The following is a 16478-nucleotide window of genomic DNA, read 5'->3' as shown; positions in this document are numbered from 1 at the left end:
CTCAGCCTTGCGGTTAGAGAAACATGTTTGCCTGTGTGTAAAATTATTTTAGCAGCAAGAATAGCAGCGCGGTTGGGTTTGGCAAGGTGGAGGTGGCGTTCTCGACGCGGTCGCTGCAGGTTAGACCCTTCCAATCAAACCCATCTTCCGAACGCCAGCGCCGCCCCTCATCTGGCTGCCGCCATCTTCTCCTCGTAAACGGGGCGAAGGATGCTGTCGTCGCCGGTTTCGCCAATCGCCAGCGTTGCAGGACGAGCGCCGAGGCTGCGACCAGCTTCTTTCTCCCCGTCACTATACGGGGAGAAATGCCCGGCAGGGCAATGAGGGGCGGCGCCAACATCTGAAACTATCGAGCTAAAGCTCCTCGGAATGCCCGATAGCCACACCATACTCCGCAGCCGAATCCAACATCGTGTGCCACAGACTTTCGGCAAACGTCGCAAACACCAGGAGGTTGAACACCGCCTGCCCATCCGCCTGGTCACCACCACGCCAGAGCGTGACGCTGGTGTGATCCATCGAAGTCGCGGCAGCAGCGCCAACCGGAAACGCATCGGGATGCAAATCAATCGACAACAGTTTCGCCAGCATGGCGCGCGCCTTGGGGCCGCAGACGCTGATCAGCACGCGGGCATGCGATTGGTCGGATAGTGAGGCGGAAGATGCAAAGGTCTGAGCGAGCACCTCAGTCCTGCCACCCTTCGACAGGACAAAAAACTGATCCGGTCCCGACCAGATCAGCGTCGCATCCGCGGTGCCAACCGCCTTCGGCGTTTCCGGAGCCGCGACGCCGAAACGAGCGTTCGCGGCCTCGGCCAAATCACCCGCCTTGCCGCGCCGTGCCATCACCTGGACGAGGTCGAAATTGCGGATCTCGGTCAACGACACACCGGCATCGCCTTGCACGCCGTAAGCGCCAGGAGCGAGCGCGCGCTCGAGCGGGCTACGAACATCCCAGGAAAAATCAGCCACGCTGGCGCCCTCCATCGGGATCGTAGAAGACGGGGTTGCAGAGCTCGACATCATAGTCTTCACCGCGCAGCGGATCATGCGCATGGACGATCTCGCCGATGCGTTCGCGGCCGCGCTCGACAAGGCCGAGACCGATCCACTGGTCGAGCGTCGGCGAGAAGCAGACCGAGGTGACGTAGCCTTGGTCGTTATCAGGCCCGGGCGTCTGGCCCTTCGGGATGATGTGCGCGCCGGAGCGCAGGCGGCGCGCCTTGTCGATCGGCTTGATGCCGACCACGACCTGCCGGTCCGGCGCCACCAGCGCCTCGCGGCCGGCCATGACGCGACCGATGAAATCCTTCTTGGTCGACATCATCTTGCCGAGGCCGAGATCGGCGGCGGTCGTCGTGCCGCTCAGTTCCGGTCCGGCGACATGGCCCTTTTCAACGCGCATGACGCCGAGGGCTTCTGTGCCATACGGCGTCACGCCGAACGGTTTTCCCGCCAGCATCAAATTGCGTGCCATCGCTTCACCGTAACGCGCCGGCACCGAAATCTCGAACGCCATCTCGCCGGAGAAGGAGATGCGGAACAGCCGCGCCTTGATGCCGCCGCGCAAAGCGACTTCGCGCACGCCCATGAATGGAAAACCTTCGTTCGAAAGGTCCTCGGCAGGGTCGACGATTTCCTTCAACAGGTCTCGCGTCCTTGGCCCGGCAATCGAGAATTGCGCCCACTGGTCGGAGACCGAGGTCAGTTGCATGTCGAGTTCGGGGAATAGCACCTGCCGGCAGAATTCGAGATGCTGCATCACCAGCCCGGCCTTCGCCGTGGTCGTGGTGAGGAAATAATGGTCATCGGCCAGCCGCGAGGTCGTGCCGTCATCATAGACGAGGCCGTCCTCGCGCAGCATCAGCCCGTAGCGGGCTTTTCCCACGGCAAGGTTTGAGAAGGTGTTGATGTAGACGCGGTCGAGGAAGGCGCCGGCATCGGGGCCGTGCACATCGATCTTGCCCAGCGTCGACACATCGCAGAAGCCGACGCCGCCGCGCACCGCCTTGACCTCGCGGGTGACCGATTCCAGCCAGTCTTTCTCGCCGGCGCGCGGATACCATTGCGCGCGCTTCCACAGGCCGGTGTCGACAAAGATCGCGCCCTGTTCGGCCGCCCAGTGATGCGACGGCGTCAGCCGCGTCGCATGGAAATTTTCGTCGCGATGGTGGCCGGCAAAAGCGCCGATGGCGACCGGCACGTAGGGCGGGCGATAGATGGTCGTGCCGGTCTCGGGAATGGATTTGCCCGACACCGCCGCCATGATGGCGAGGCCGGCGACATTGGACGTCTTGCCCTGGTCGGTCGCCATGCCGAGCGTGGTGTAGCGCTTCAGATGCTCGACCGATTCAAAGCCTTCGCGCTGCGCCAGCTCGATGTCGGATGCGGTGACATCATGCTGCTGGTCGACGAAAGCCTTGCCTTTGCCGGCGACGTGCCAGAGAGGCGTCAGCGAGAAGGCCTCGTCGCTGGCGGTCGGCGGTGATCCAGCGCTGCCCGACCGCCCCGCTTCGCGTGCGGCCGCCGCACCAGCTTCAAAACCTTCACGCAGGCAGGCGCCGAGGCCAAAGGCACCGTTGGCGGCACCTGCCGCGACCATACCGGGCGGCGCGCCGTCCGGCACGAAGGCGGCGATGTCGTCTCGCCATTTCGGCCGGCCGCGATGGTAAGAGGTGAGCCCGACCGCCGGATTCCAGCCGCCGGAAACGGCAAGCCCGTCGGCCTCGACCTCGGCGCGCGCGCCGCCGGTCAGCGACACCGCTATTTTTCTTACGCCGTCCTTGCCGCCGTCGACGCCGCTGACCGAACCATGCAGCACGGTGAAGCCGTTCCTGGAAGCGAGAGAACGATGGGCAGGCGTGACGTCAGCCCGCGCGTCGATCACCGCCGCGATCTGCAGCCCGGCGCCGAGTGCCGTCTCGACCGTGCGCCAGCCATCCTCATTGTTGGTGAACAGCGCGATCCGCTTTGCCGGCGTCGCCGCATAACGTGTGACGTAGGTGCGGATGGCGGACGCCATCATCACGCCGGGCGTGTCATTGCCGGCAAAGACGATGGGACGCTCAATCGCGCCGGCGGCGACGACGCAGCGCTTGGCCACGGTGCGCCACAGGCGCTGGCGCACCTGATGCTCGGGCGGCACCGGCAGATGATCGTTGACCCGCTCGATCGCGCCATAGGTACCGCCGTCATAGACGCCGAACAGGGTCGTGCGGGTCATGATGCGGACATCCGGCATCGAGCTGAGCTCGGCCAGTGTGCGCGACAGCCACTCCGCGGCCGGCAGACCGTCGATCGTGCCGCCATCCGACAACAGACGGCCGCCGGGCGCAAAATCTTCTTCGCACAGGATGACGCGCGCACCGCTGCGGCCTGCAGCGAGTGCGGCGGCGAGACCGGCCGGACCAGAGCCGGCGATCACCACATCGCAATGCGCCCAGGCCTTGTCGTAGTGATCCGGATCGGGGGTGACCGCCGCGCGACCCAGACCCGCGGCGCGTCGGATCGCCGGCTCGTAGACCATTTCCCAGAATTTTGCCGGCCACATGAAGGTTTTGTAGTAGAAGCCGGCGACGAAGATCGGTGCGAACAGCTGGTTCACCGACATCACATCGTGGCGCAGCGACGGCCAGCGGTTCTGGCTGGCCGCTTCGAGGCCTTCATAGAGTTCGGCCGTCGTGGCCTTGGTGTTGGCCTCGCGCCGTGCGCCGGTGCGCAGTTCGACCAGCGCGTTGGGTTCTTCCGAGCCCGCAGTCAGAATGCCGCGCGGACGATGGTATTTGAACGAGCGGCCGACCAGCTTGACGCCATTGGCGACCAGCGCCGACGCCAGCGTGTCGCCCTGGAAGCCGGAGAGGCTCTTGCCATCGAAGCGGAAGTTGAGCGGCGCCGAGCGGTCGATGAGACCGCCGGATGTGAGACGATGGGATTGGCTGGAACTCACGATGGCCGGCCTCTCATCGATCCAATGCCAGGCGGGACCGTCGCGCTCTTCACCCTCCCCCTTGTGGGGGGGGTCGCTGCGCAGCAGCGGGGTGGGGGTGCGGCACCGACCCCCACCCGGACCTGCGGTCCGACCTCCCCACAAGGGGGAGGTAGGGGGCTGGCGCTTTTCGCGACGGCTGTGGTCTCGACAGAATAGCTCATGTCTCCACCTGGCTCGCACCAGCCCCCGCCGCCGGTTCCACCGCCGAGATCTCGTGCGTCAGCGTGTTGCGGGTGACCTTCAGCCAGGCCCGGCAGCCACCGCCGTGATACCAGTTCTCTGCCATCACGCCGGCGATGTTGTCGCGCAGATAGACATAGTCGTAGACGGCATCTTCGCCGGCATCCGCCGCCGGCCGTACAGGCTTGGCATCGCCGAGATAGCTGAACTCGCCGAGTTCGCGTTCGCCGCAGAAAGGACAGGTGATACGCATCTTGTTCCGGCCGCCTCAATGCAGGTTCGGTTGGGCGCCTTGGCCCTTTTCGTCGATCATGGCGCCGCGCTGGAAGCGGTCGAGCCGAAACAGCGCCGCCTCCTTGTGCGTTTCGTCACGCGCCAGAAGATGGGCAAAGACGAAGCCGGAACCGGGCGTCGCCTTGAAGCCGCCATAACACCAGCCGGCGTTGAGGTAGAGCCCGTCGACCGGTGTCTTGTCGATGATCGGCGAGCCATCCATCGACATGTCCATGATACCGCCCCACTGGCGCAGAAGCCGCACGCGGCCGATCATCGGGATCAGCGCCATGCCGCCTTCGCAGACATCTTCCATGACAGGCAAATTGCCGCGCTGGGCGTAGGAATTGTAGCCATCGATGTCGCCGCCGAAGACCAGCCCGCCCTTGTCCGACTGGCTGACATAGAAATGCCCGGCGCCGAAGGTCATGACGCCGGGGATGAGCGGCTTGATCGCCTCCGAGACGAAAGCTTGCAGCACATGGCTTTCGATCGGCAGGCGCATGCCCGCCATCGCTGCGACACGCGACGATGACCCGGCGACTGCCATGCCGACCTTGCCGGCGCCGATCTTGCCGCGCGACGTCTCGACGCCAGTCACCTTGCCGTTGCCGTCCCGGACAAAGCCGGTGACCTCGCAGTTCTGGATGATGTCGACGCCGAGTTCGCTCGCCGCATGGGCATAGCCCCAGACCACCGCGTCATGCCGCGCGGTGCCGCCGCGGCGCTGCAGGAGGCCGCCCTGCACGGGAAAGCGCGCATGGTCGAAATTCAGGAACGGCAGCATCTTCTTCAGCGCCGCCTGGTCGAGCAGTTCGGCATCGATGCCATTGATGCGCATGGTGTTGCCGCGCCGCGCATAAGCGTCGCGCTGCGCATCGGAATGATAGAGGTTGAGGACGCCGCGCTGGCTGACCATGGCGTTATAGTTGAGGTCCTGCTCCATCCGCTCCCAAAGCTTCATCGAAAGCTCGTAGAAGCCGGTATTGCCGGGCAGGCCGTAATTGGAACGGATGATGGTGGTGTTGCGGCCGGCATTGCCGGAGCCGATCCAGCCCTTTTCCAGCACGGCGACGTTTCTGATGCCGAACTCGCTGGCGAGGAACCAGGCGGTGGCGAGCCCATGGCCGCCGCCGCCGATGATCACAACATCGTAGTGGTCCTTGGGCGCCGCATCGCGCCAGGTGCGCTGCCAGTTCTTGTGGCCGGAAAGGGCAGCACGGGCGAGCGAGAAGATCGAATATTTCATCAGGTCATTCCGAGGTCGCTCGCACCGCTAGGACGATTATATGTCCAGCGTGTGGTCGCGCTCCCATTGCGTGAAGTGCGAAGCATAGGAATTCCATTCCTGTTGCTTCAGCTTTAGATAAGCCGACGAGAATTCCTCACCCAGCGCCGCCTTGAGCGATTTGTCCTTGTCGTATTCGCGAAGCGCGTCGAGCAGGTTGAGCGGCAGCTTCGGCGCGCCCTTCACAGTGTGACCGTTCTGGTACATGTCGATGTCGTAGCGCTTGCCGGGATCGGCCTTGGAGCGGATGCCGTCGAGACCGGCGGCAATGATGACGGCCTGCAGCAGATAAGGGTTTGCGGCGCCGTCCGGCAACCGCAGCTCGAAGCGGCCGGGGCCGGGCACGCGCACCATGTGAGTGCGGTTGTTTCCGGTCCAGGTCACCGTGTTCGGCGCCCAGGTGGCGCCCGAAATGGTGCGCGGCGCGTTGATGCGTTTGTAGGAGTTCACCGTCGGGTTGGTGATGGCGGCCAGCGCCGAGGCATGTTTCATGATGCCGCCGAGGAAATTCTTGCCCTTGGCCGACAGGCCGAGTTCCATCGCGTTATCGGCAAAGACGTTGACCTTGCCGGCCTTGTCCCAGACCGAAATATGGGCGTGGCAGCCATTGCCGGTCAGGCCCTGGAAAGGCTTTGGCATGAAGGTCGCGCGCAGGCCGTGTTTCTCGGCCACCGACTTGACCATGAACTTGAAGAAGGAGTGCTTGTCGGCGGTGGCGAGCACATCGTCGAAAGCCCAGTTCATCTCGAACTGGCCGTTGGCGTCCTCATGGTCGTTCTGGTAGGGGCTCCAGCCCAGCGCCAACATGTGGTCGCAAATCTCGGCGATGACATCGTAGCGGCGCATCACCGCTTGCTGGTCGTAGCAGGGTTTTGAAGCCGTGTCGTATTTGTCGGAGATGACGCTGCCGTCCGGCGAGATCAGGAAGAACTCTGCCTCGACGCCAGTCTTGACATGCATGCCGTCAGTGGCGGCTTCCGCGATCAGCCGGCGCAGCGTGTTGCGCGGCGCCTGCTCGACTTCCTTGTCGTCCATGATGCAGTTGGCGGCGACCCAGGCGACATCGGGCTTCCACGGCAGCTGGATCACCGAATCCGGATCCGGCACCGCCAGCATATCAGGATGCGCCGGCGTGAGGTCGAGCCAGGTGGCGAAACCGGCGAAGCCGGCGCCGTCCTTCTGCATGTCGGCGATCGCCTGCGCCGGCACCAGCTTGGCGCGCTGGCCGCCGAACAGGTCGGTGTAGGAAATCATGAAATATTTGACGCCGTTCTCTTTGGCGAATGCGGCGAGATCGTTCCCCATTATAGTTCCTCGCTTATTTTGATGTGTTTTTTAGAAGCCGTTTTTCCCCGGTATCCAGTTGGTGCCGGCCAGCGGCACGCCAGCCATGGCGGCGGCTTCGATGGTGAGGGCTACGAGATCCTCGGGCTCGAGATTGTGCAGGCTGTTCTTGCCGCAGGCACGCGCAATGGTCTGCGCCTCCAGCGTTATCACCTTGAGGTAGTTCGCCAGCCGCCGTCCGGCGGCGATCGGATCGACCCGCTTCATCAGTTCGGGGTCCTGCGTGGTGATGCCCGCGGGGTCGCGACCCTCGTGCCAGTCGTCATAGGCGCCGGCGGTGGTGCCGAGCGCATTGTATTCGGCCTCCCAGCGCGGGTCGTTGTCGCCGAGCGCGACGAGCGCTGCCGTGCCGATCGACACCGCGTCGACGCCGAGCGCCAGCGCCTTGGCGACGTCGGCGCCATTGCGGATGCCGCCCGACACGATCAGCTGCACCTTGCGGTGCATGCCGAGATCCTGCAGCGCCTGCACCGCCGGCCTGATGCAGGCAAGCGTCGGCTGGCCGACATTTTCGATGAATACTTCCTGGGTGGCCGCCGTGCCGCCCTGCATGCCGTCGACGACGACGACATCGGCGCCGGCCTTCACCGCAAGTGCTGTGTCGTAATAGGGGCGGGCGCCGCCGACCTTGACGTAGATCGGCTTTTCCCAGTCGGTGATCTCGCGCAGCTCGAGGATCTTGATCTCGAGATCGTCCGGCCCGGTCCAGTCGGGATGGCGTGAGGCCGAGCGCTGGTCGATGCCCTTCGGCAGCGTGCGCATTTCGGCGACGCGGTCGGAAATCTTTTGTCCCAACAGCATGCCGCCGCCGCCGGGCTTGGCGCCCTGGCCGACAACGACTTCGATGGCGTCGGCACGGCGCAAATCCCTGGGGTTCATGCCGTAGCGTGACGGCAGGTACTGGTAGACCAGTTGCTTGGAATGGCCGCGCTCTTCCTCGGTCATGCCGCCGTCGCCCGTGGTGGTCGACGTGCCTGAGAGCGTAGCGCCACGGCCGAGCGCTTCCTTGGCCGGGCCGGACAGCGACCCGAAGCTCATGCCGGCAACGGTGATCGGGATTTTCAGCTCGATCGGCTTCTTGGCATAGCGCGAGCCCAGCACGACCGACGTGTCGCACCGCTCGCGATAGCCTTCCAGCGGATAGCGCGAGATCGAGGCGCCGAGGAACAAAAGGTCGTCGAAATGCGGCAGCTTGCGCTTGGCCCCGGCGCCCCTGATGTCATAGATGCCGGTCGCCGCGGCGCGGCGGATTTCGGAAAGCGTGTAGTCGTCGAAGGTCGCGGATTTGCGCGGCGTCGTCGGCGGGTTCTTGTAGGTCATGCTGCCTCAATACGCGTCGGCGTTGTCGATATTGAAATTGTAGAGCGTGCGCGCCGAGCCGTAGCGCTTGAATTCCGACGGCTTGACGCCGGTGACGCCGGCGCGGTCGAGCAGTCCCTGCAGCAGTTCGATATGCTCGGGCCGCATCTCCTTGGCGATGCAGTCGGCGCCCAGGCTTTCGACCTTGCCGCGCACGAACAGCCGCGCTTCGTAGATGGAATCGCCAAGTGCGTCGCCGGCATCGCCCAGCACCACCAGATTGCCGGACTGCGCCATGAAGGCCGACATGTGGCCGATATTGCCGTGCACGACGATGTCGATGCCCTTCATCGAGATGCCGCAGCGCGACGAGGCGTTGCCCTCGATGACGAGCAGCCCGCCCTTGCCGGTGGCGCCGGCATACTGGCTGGCGTCGCCCTTGATGACGATCGAGCCCGACATCATGTTTTCGCCGACGCCAGGTCCGGCCGAGCCGTGCACGGTGATGGCAGCGCCGTCATTCATCCCGGCGCAGTAGTAGCCGACGCTGCCGCGCACATCGATGCTGACAGGCTGGTCGACGCCGACCGCAACCGAATGGCTGCCCTTCGGGTGCAGCACTTCCCACGCCGTTTCGTTGGAGCCGGGCGTCAGATTGTGAAGCGCCTGGTTGAGCTCGCGCAGCGACGACACATCAAGATCGAAGACCCGGGACGCCTGGTCTTGCGCCGCCTTCGAAAGTTTGGTTGCCGGCATGGGCTCAATGCTCCCAGAAATAGACGGTTGCGGGTTCCGGCTCCCAGACCCTCGCATTGTCTATGCCGGGCAGCTTGGTCAGCGCCCGATATTCCGAGCCAAAGGCGACATACTGGTCGGTCTCGGCCATGACGGCGGGCTTGCAGGCGATCGGATCGCGCACCACGCCGAAACCGTTCTTGGTGCCGACGACGAAGGTGAAGAAGCCGTCGAGGTCGGACAGCGTGCCTTCCAGCGCCTCGCCGAGGTTCTTGCCATGCGCCATCTGCGAGGAGAGATAGGCGGCGGCGACCTCGGTGTCGTTCTCGGTCTCGAATTTCATGCCCTCCCGCACCAGCTCACGCCGCACATTGTTGTGGTTGGACAGCGAGCCATTGTGCACCAGGCACTGGTCGGCGCCGGTCGAGAACGGATGCGCGCCCATAGTGGTGACGGCCGATTCCGTCGCCATGCGGGTATGGCCGATGCCATGCGTGCCGGTCATCGAGCGGACGTCGAAGCGGTCGACGACCGCTTCCGGCAGACCGACTTCCTTGTAGATTTCCACCGCTTCGCCGGCGCCCATGATGCGCACGTCGGGGCGGATTGACTGCAGCGCTTCGCGCGCGGCATCGACCTTGTCGGGCGCGGTTCTCAACACTGCATGGGTGGACTTCACCGCTATGCTCACCGGCGCGCCGATGGCCTTCGCGAGTTCGGCGTCGAGGCCGCGGAAATCGCGCTCGGGCTTCGCGGACTGGATGGTGATCTTGGCTTCATTCCTGGAAGGCGCGCCATAGATGGCAATGCCGGCGCTGTCGGGGCCGCGGTCGCTGAGCGATATCAGCATCTGCGACAGCATCGAGCCGAGCTGCGGCTCAAGCGACTTGTCTTTCAGAAAAAGTCCGACGATTCCACACATGTCAGCCTCCCGACGTTACCACTAGACGATGATGTATCGAATGCGTCGTGCGAATTCAATCGTATGAAAAAAATATTCCTGTAGTTACGTATCCGGCTCGATGCGGCCTTGTGAACTATCGCCGCCGTCGCGGGCGCTGTGAATCCATGTGGCGGTGCGGATGCGGGCTATTCTGTAGGCATCGAGGATCGACAGCGCATAGATCAGGAAGCCGCCGGCGTGGCGGCCGACGAAGCTGGCATCGGCCGGCGCGATCTTGGCCGTCACCCAGGCGAGGATCACCATGAAGAACAGGAACTGCAGGCCGCGCACGGGCACGCCCAGAATGACGTGGCCGCTGGCCGGTAAGACGATGGCAGCGCCGAGCACCAGATACGGGTTTGTCGGTGCGGGTGCGCTCATGCGACCTGCCTTTCCTGTCGGTTGATGGCATCGCGCAGCACTGAGGCCGAGGTCAGCAGTCTCTCGACCAGCGTTGGATCCAGCCTTGCGCCGCCGAATGCGGCCTGCCGGAACACGCCGTAGCGCGCCCGCTCGGCCTCGGCCAGCAGCCAGACGATGCGCACGCCGTCCGGGGTGATCAAGAGTTCCTTGGCGCGGCCTTCGGCAAAGATGTCGAGATGGCTGGCGATCAGGTTCTGCGGAAAGCGCGCCGCCCTGAGGTCGGTTCGCAGCACGGCTTCAGCCGGAAATCCCGGAGCCTTCGGCAGCGTATGCTGAAGATGATCGAAATTGGAGAAGGTCGTCGGCGAGCCCGGTCGCATCATCATGTCGAAGGTCGCCGGCACCGCAACCGGCTCTGTGATCGTGACACTCAACCATCGCGCCGGCAGCTTTCGCGTTGCCAGCGTGTCGACGATGGTGCGCAGCTGCACGCGCTGTCCGTTCCATGTGCCGGCCCAGGTGACAACGCCGGCTGTGCCATCGGAGACATCAACGGCATCTGTGATGACGGTCCGGATGCTGGCTGCCTCGGCTGCAAGATCAGCCTTGGCCTTTTTGCGGCTGGCGCGCGTATGCCAGGCGAGGTGCAGGACGAGAGCCACGGCGACCGCCCCGGCCAGCAATGCTGTCGTCACGTCAGACACCTCGTCACGCCATGCCCGCCCAGACCGGCAGGCCCTCTCCTGTCAATAGCCCTGCGGCTTCGGCCACGGCATGGTGAACTGGTCGCCGCGGCGCACATAGCGGTAACGGTAGAAGTGGAACCACAGCGAGATCAGGAAGTAGAAGGCGACCATGGCGATCAGCTGCGTGCCGTAGCCGAGGAAGATCGCAAAGAAGGTCACCACGCAGAGGCAAAACAGCACGATCGCCGGGATCGGGTGGAACGGGTGCGTATAGCCGCGGCGGATCGTGCCCAGCGGCCACTTTTTGCGGAACATCATGATGTTTATGCTCATGAAGGTGTATTGCAGCACGCCCGACAGGATTGAGAAGGTGATCGCCTGGTTGAGGTCGGCGATGAAGGCGAAGGCGAGCGCGATCGGCAACAGGAACAGGATCGAGCGATAGGGCGTGCGGTATTTCGGGTGCACGGCCGAGAACCATGTCGGCAGATAGCGGTCGCGTCCAAGCGAGAACCACGCGCGGGCCGCATCGTTGATACAGCCATTGGCCGACGCCAGTGCCGCGAGCAGCGTGGCGACGAACAACAGGTTTTCCAGCAGCGGGCTGCCGGTCAGCTTGCCGGCGTCCCACAAGGGATAATAGGTGATACCGAGGTACTCCCAGGGCATCAGCGAGGCGCAGACATACCAGGTCATGGCGGCGGCGATCAAAAGCGTGATCATGCCGGCCATGGTGCCGTAAGGCAGCGAACGCGCCGGCGAGCGCACTTCCTCGGCGGCCTGCGTGGTGCCTTCGATGCCGAGATAGTACCAGATGCCGAACTGGAAGGCCGCGATGACGCCGATCCAGCCATAGGGCAGCGCATTGCCGGGGGTGACCAGTTCGTTGAGCTTCAGCACAGCACCCTGCGTCCAGGGGCTGACCGAGAAGAACAGGATAACGATCGAGACATAGGCTATCGCCGTGATGACGAAGTTGACGTTGAGCGTCATCAGCACGCCGCGATAGTTCAGCCATGCCAGCACGACGATGGTGGCGGCAATGAAGGAGTTGTGGGTGAGCCCTTCGACGCCGGCCTTGGCGACGATGGTGTCGCCGAGCAGGATGGCGTCCGAAACCTCCAGCATGGTGTAGGCAAAGACCAGGAACAGCGCGACGTTGAAGGCCATCAGCGGCCCGACAATGTGCTTGGCCTGCGCGTATTGGCCGCCGGCGGCGGCAACCGTCGATGTCACCTCGGAGTCGATCATGGCGACCGAAGTATACAAGAGCCCGACCACCCAGCAGACGATCAGCGCCGCCAGTGCGCCGCCCTTGTCGGCCGAGAAATTCCAGCCGGTGAATTCGCCGACCAGCACGATGCCGACGCCAAGCGCCCAGACATGGGCCGGGCCGAGCACGCGTAGCAGTGAAACCCTGTCGCCGTGTATTGCCGGTTCAAGCGTGATCGTCATTGTTCAATCCCCACTCAGATCCGGTGTTTTTCGGAAGCGGCTTCAAGCTCGCCTTCGCGCGAGGAAGTCAGCACCTCCTCGGAATAGGTCGTGTCGATCTTGAACCAGTCGTAGAGCATCCACAGCGCAAGCACGACCGAGATGCCCCACGATGCGTAAGAGAGTGCGACCCACATGAGCGTGCTTCCCCAAAATCTCTGGCGTTACTTGTCGTCGAACTTTTCGTTGATGACGTCGCGATATTCGCGGTCGGAGGCGCGGAACAGGAAGACGAAATAGCCGATCAGCACCGCCGCCATGATGATCAGCGTCGGCCAGTCGATGATGTAGTGGAAGCGGTTCTGGATGATGTCGTGCGCGGTCTCCGGCGTATAGCCGAGCTTTTCCCAGATCGAGGCCATGGTCGGGTTCTGTCCCAACGCTTCCCACGTTTTGGCATCGAGCGCGTCGATGGATTTCGCCGCACCCGCCAGGCCGAGTTTCAATGGCAGCCACAGCGCCACGAAAATGGCGACCACGACGACCACGATATCGAAAATCTGCCCGGCCTTGCCTTGTTCCGGCGGCGTGTAGCGCGACATGACTTCTACCCCTCAGGACGTTCTGTTTTCAGGACTTGCGGTTGCGGGCCGCGTCGGCGTTCTTGATGTCGAGACCGTAGATGAAGTCCTTGTCTTCCTTGTAGTGATTGACCATCGCCAGGATGGCGGCCGTATTGAAGATCAGCACGGCGGCGGCAGCGATGGCGACGACGATCTTGATCCCGGTGTCCGGGATGTAGGGCCATGTCATGACGAGCACGAAGAGGATCGTCGCCCAAAGGCAGATGATCAGGAGCGCGGACCCGCGCAGGTCGGAACGGTACAGCGCTTCGATGCGCTGCTGCAGGTCTGACATCGGTTTCCCCTTTTCCAGCGCCCGACCCCGAATTGGCCGCCCGCTGCCCTCTTTCAACAGAGTGAAATTTTTTTCATAAATTCGGGCCGAATCCAGCAATTGTCAAGCCGATTTTACGTTGGGTTAACCGTTTGTCCCCAGCCGCGAATTTTGCCTGACAATGAAATTATTTGCTTCCGGGTATTGCGGCATCAGGACGTTTGCGATCAATATTCGACCAAATGCTCCCGCCTCCGCGCAGGGAGCCGGGAACACAATAGAATTTTCGAACGGAGGATTTGCGGATGACGGCATCCTGGAGATTTTCGACCCTGGCGGATCGCCATCGCGCGTTAGGCTCGAAGCTCGAAGACTGGAGCGGCATGGGCACCGCCTGGACCTACGACAAGGACGCCGACGAGGAATACACCGCCATCCGCACCAGGGCCGGGCTGATGGATGTGTCGGGCCTGAAGAAGGTTCACATCACCGGGCCGCACGCCTCACACCTCATCGACCTGGCAACGACGCGCGACGTGGAGAAGATCTATCCCGGCAAGTCGGCCTATGCCTGCATGCTGAACGAGGCCGGCAAATTCACCGACGACTGCATCCTCTACCGCACCGGGCCGAACGCCTGGATGGTGGTGCACGGCTCCGGCACCGGCCATGAGGAATTGCAGCGCGCTTCCGTCGGCCGCGACGTATCGCTGCGCTTCGACGACAATCTGCACGATCTGTCGCTGCAGGGGCCGACCGCGGTCGACTATCTCTCAAAGCATGTGCCGGGCATTCGCGACCTCAACTATTTCCATCATATGCAGACGCAGCTGTTCGGCTTTCCCGTCATGATCTCGCGCACCGGCTATACCGGCGAGCGCGGCTACGAGATATTCTGCCGCGGCCAGGACGCCGGCACGATCTGGGACAGGATCCTCGACGAGGGCAAGAGCGCCGGCATCATTCCGTGCCGCTTCACCACGCTCGATATGCTGCGCGTCGAAAGTTATTTGCTGTTTTATCCCTATGACAACTCGCAGAAATATCCGTTCGAGAACGAAGGCCCCGGCGACACGCTGTGGGAGCTCGGCCTCGACTTCACCGTCAGCCCCGGCAAGACCGGCTTTCGTGGCGCCGAAGAGCATTACCGCCTCAAGGGCAAGGAGCGCTTCAAGATCTACGGCGTGCTGCTCGACGGCAAGCAACCCGCGGATGAGGGCGCGCCGGTCTATCGCGACGGCAAAAAGGTCGGCGTGGTCACCTGCGCCATGTATTCGCCGCTGGTCGAGAAATCGATGGGAATCGCCCGCCTCGACGTCGACTGCGCGGTCAAGGACACCAGGCTCGAGATCCGCAACAAGAGCGGTTCGATCAGGGCGACGGCGCAGCCTCTGCCCTTCGACGATCCCAAAAAAACCAAGCGCACGGCGAAAGGCTGAGGCACAATCGACAGCGAGGGTTTCGAGGTACGAAGTAGAGAATGGCAGCCAAAACGATCATCAGCCGGCCCATTTACGGAACCCTGTCCCCGCAGCCCGGCAAGCATCATCTTTTCGTGGCGGATGCGGAAGGCGCGCTGGCGATCGTCGATATGGCAAGGACGTCGCCCCCCGGCTTCTTCGACGGCGCCGAAATCGACTTCATTCCCGGGGCCGACGGCAAGCACGTTGCCGCTCTTGAGGCACTGAAGTCCGCGCAGTTTCATGTCGCGCCAACCTTCGCCAGCCTGCTGCCCCGGCTGAAGCAGACGCTTGCCAACGCGCATATGGGCCTGCGCCTCTATCTCGCCGGCACCGAAGGGCTGATCGGCCAGGCAATGCAGGTGGCGCTCGAAGCCGGCATCGATCATACCTCCATGCAGACCGAGCATCGCGGCTCATTGGCGCGGCGCATGCAGTGCGTGCATTGCAAAGGCATCACCGAAAATGTGACGACGCAGCCGGCCACCTGCGCGCATTGCGGCCTGCTGCTTCTGGTGCGCGATCATTATTCGCGACGGCTGGCAGCATTCCAGGGCGTCTGCATAAATGCCGAGGATCGCTCGGAGATTCCTCCCATGGAGGAGGTCTTCCCATGAGCACCGGCACCACCAAGCTCGATGTCGTCGTCAGCGACGTCGTCCCGGTCAACGAACTGGTGACGCGCTTCCATTTCCGCCGCCGTGACGGTGAGCTTTTGCCGACCTTTTCCGGCGGCGCCCATGTCGTGGTCGAGATGCGCGATGGCGACCGCACAAGGCTCAATCCCTATTCGCTGATGGGATCGCCGCTCGACACCCGCGAATACACCATCTCGGTGCGCCGCGACGATGTCGGCCGCGGCGGCTCGTTGTTCATGCACCGGAGCGTCAACCCCGGCCTGGAGATGGTGGTCAGCTACCCCGTCAATCTGTTCTCGCTCGACCTCAGGGCCAAGAAGCATCTGATGCTTGCCGGCGGCATCGGTATCACGCCGTTCATGGCGCAGACCTCGCAGCTCGCCGGGTCCGGCGGCAATTTCGAGCTGCACTACACCTGCCGCACCGCCTCGCTCGGCACCTATGCCGATGTGCTGCAGGAGCGCTATGGCCGTCGCGTCCGGCTCTATCAGGACGACCGCGACGAGCGCATCGAACTCGACCGTCTCTTGTCCTCGCAGCCGCTCGGCACCCATCTCTATGTCTGCGGCCCGACCGGCATGATCAACTGGGTGCGCGAGCGCGCTGCGGCTCTCGGCTGGCCGGCGGAGACCGTGCACTACGAGCATTTCGCGGCACCCCAGCCCGGCCTGCCGTTCGACGTCACACTTGCCGTCAGCGGCAAGACCATCCGCGTCGGCGAGCAGCAGAGCCTGCTCGAAGCGATCGAGGCCGCCGGCGTCGATCCGCCCTATCTCTGCCGCGGCGGTGTCTGCGGCCAGTGCGAGACCAACGTCATCTCGCATGACGGCAAGTTCATCCACAACGACCACTGGCTGAGTGAGGAAGACCACCGTTCCGGCTGCAAGATCATGCCGTGCGTGTCGCGCTTCGAAGGCAAGTCGCTGGTCCTGGAAAGATAGGAGGCGAGC

At 63.5% G+C, this 16478-nt stretch carries 17 protein-coding genes; 3 read left to right on the top strand and 14 right to left on the bottom strand.

All coding sequences use genetic code 11. The features are described from left to right. Window positions 1–354: 354 nt before the first annotated feature. The 14 genes from NLY42_RS29515 to NLY42_RS29450 all read right to left on the bottom strand — a co-directional run bounded on the left by NLY42_RS29515 (window position 355) and on the right by NLY42_RS29450 (window position 13451). Window positions 355–972, bottom strand: coding sequence for a sarcosine oxidase subunit gamma (locus NLY42_RS29515; protein ID WP_023754049.1), 618 nt, complete (start codon window positions 970–972; stop codon window positions 355–357). Then, window positions 965–3946: a sarcosine oxidase subunit alpha gene (locus NLY42_RS29510; RefSeq protein WP_023754050.1), complete on the bottom strand. Its 2982-nt coding sequence runs from the start codon at window positions 3944–3946 to the stop codon at window positions 965–967. Before NLY42_RS29510 ends, NLY42_RS29515 begins: the two co-directional genes overlap by 8 nt. A 199-nt stretch (window positions 3947–4145) precedes the next feature. Further along, window positions 4146–4421: a sarcosine oxidase subunit delta gene (locus NLY42_RS29505; protein ID WP_023684437.1), complete on the bottom strand. Its 276-nt coding sequence runs from the start codon at window positions 4419–4421 to the stop codon at window positions 4146–4148. Window positions 4422–4436: 15 nt separating this feature from the next. Beyond that, entirely contained in the window at window positions 4437–5690 is a 1254-nt protein-coding gene (locus NLY42_RS29500) for a sarcosine oxidase subunit beta family protein (protein WP_023668554.1), read from the bottom strand. A 36-nt stretch (window positions 5691–5726) separates the two neighbouring features. Then, a complete protein-coding gene (gene glnT, locus NLY42_RS29495; RefSeq protein ID WP_023684436.1) occupies window positions 5727–7034 on the bottom strand; it encodes a type III glutamate--ammonia ligase in 1308 nt (435 codons plus the stop codon). Window positions 7035–7064: 30 nt separating this feature from the next. Continuing rightward, a complete protein-coding gene (locus NLY42_RS29490; protein WP_023687061.1) occupies window positions 7065–8393 on the bottom strand; it encodes an FMN-binding glutamate synthase family protein in 1329 nt (442 codons plus the stop codon). Between the two features lie 6 nt (window positions 8394–8399). Beyond that, window positions 8400–9128, bottom strand: coding sequence for a GltB/FmdC/FwdC-like GXGXG domain-containing protein (locus NLY42_RS29485; RefSeq protein ID WP_023668551.1), 729 nt, complete (start codon window positions 9126–9128; stop codon window positions 8400–8402). Window positions 9129–9132: 4 nt separating this feature from the next. Beyond that, a complete protein-coding gene (locus NLY42_RS29480) occupies window positions 9133–10029 on the bottom strand; it encodes a class II glutamine amidotransferase (protein ID WP_023668550.1) in 897 nt (298 codons plus the stop codon). Window positions 10030–10113: 84 nt separating this feature from the next. Continuing rightward, complete coding sequence (locus NLY42_RS29475) at window positions 10114–10431, bottom strand: hypothetical protein (RefSeq protein ID WP_023668549.1); 318 nt, start codon at window positions 10429–10431, stop codon at window positions 10114–10116. Continuing rightward, a complete protein-coding gene (locus tag NLY42_RS29470; RefSeq protein WP_023754051.1) occupies window positions 10428–11117 on the bottom strand; it encodes a hypothetical protein in 690 nt (229 codons plus the stop codon). The genes NLY42_RS29475 and NLY42_RS29470 overlap by 4 nt, the downstream gene beginning before the upstream one ends. A gap of 42 nt (window positions 11118–11159) precedes the next feature. Next, window positions 11160–12554, bottom strand: a complete 1395-nt coding sequence (locus NLY42_RS29465) for an APC family permease (RefSeq protein WP_023668547.1) — start codon at window positions 12552–12554, stop codon at window positions 11160–11162. A gap of 14 nt (window positions 12555–12568) precedes the next feature. Next, complete coding sequence (locus NLY42_RS29460; RefSeq protein ID WP_023668546.1) at window positions 12569–12730, bottom strand: hypothetical protein; 162 nt, start codon at window positions 12728–12730, stop codon at window positions 12569–12571. Between the two features lie 27 nt (window positions 12731–12757). Further along, a complete protein-coding gene (locus NLY42_RS29455) occupies window positions 12758–13135 on the bottom strand; it encodes a hypothetical protein (protein ID WP_023668545.1) in 378 nt (125 codons plus the stop codon). A gap of 28 nt (window positions 13136–13163) precedes the next feature. Beyond that, entirely contained in the window at window positions 13164–13451 is a 288-nt protein-coding gene (locus NLY42_RS29450; RefSeq protein WP_023668544.1) for a hypothetical protein, read from the bottom strand. A gap of 284 nt (window positions 13452–13735) precedes the next feature. On the opposite strand from NLY42_RS29450, the gene NLY42_RS29445 reads away from it, so the two are divergent. From NLY42_RS29445 to NLY42_RS29435, 3 genes are read left to right on the top strand one after another with little or no spacing between them, the layout of a single operon-like run. Then, window positions 13736–14869, top strand: coding sequence for an aminomethyl transferase family protein (locus NLY42_RS29445; RefSeq protein WP_023684428.1), 1134 nt, complete (start codon window positions 13736–13738; stop codon window positions 14867–14869). Between the two features lie 41 nt (window positions 14870–14910). Beyond that, window positions 14911–15507 carry a dimethylamine monooxygenase subunit DmmA family protein gene (locus tag NLY42_RS29440; protein WP_023754052.1) on the top strand — a complete coding sequence of 199 codons (597 nt, stop codon included), beginning with the start codon at window positions 14911–14913 and terminating at the stop codon, window positions 15505–15507. Beyond that, on the top strand, window positions 15504–16469 hold the full coding sequence (locus NLY42_RS29435; protein ID WP_023754053.1) for a PDR/VanB family oxidoreductase: 966 nt from the start codon (window positions 15504–15506) through the stop codon (window positions 16467–16469). Before NLY42_RS29440 ends, NLY42_RS29435 begins: the two co-directional genes overlap by 4 nt. The last annotated feature ends 9 nt before the right edge of the window (window positions 16470–16478 follow it).

Origin of the sequence: Mesorhizobium sp. C372A (assembly GCF_030323245.1) — a bacterium.
Lineage (GTDB): Bacteria > Pseudomonadota > Alphaproteobacteria > Rhizobiales > Rhizobiaceae > Mesorhizobium.
This window is presented reverse-complemented; position numbering and strand designations above follow the sequence as displayed.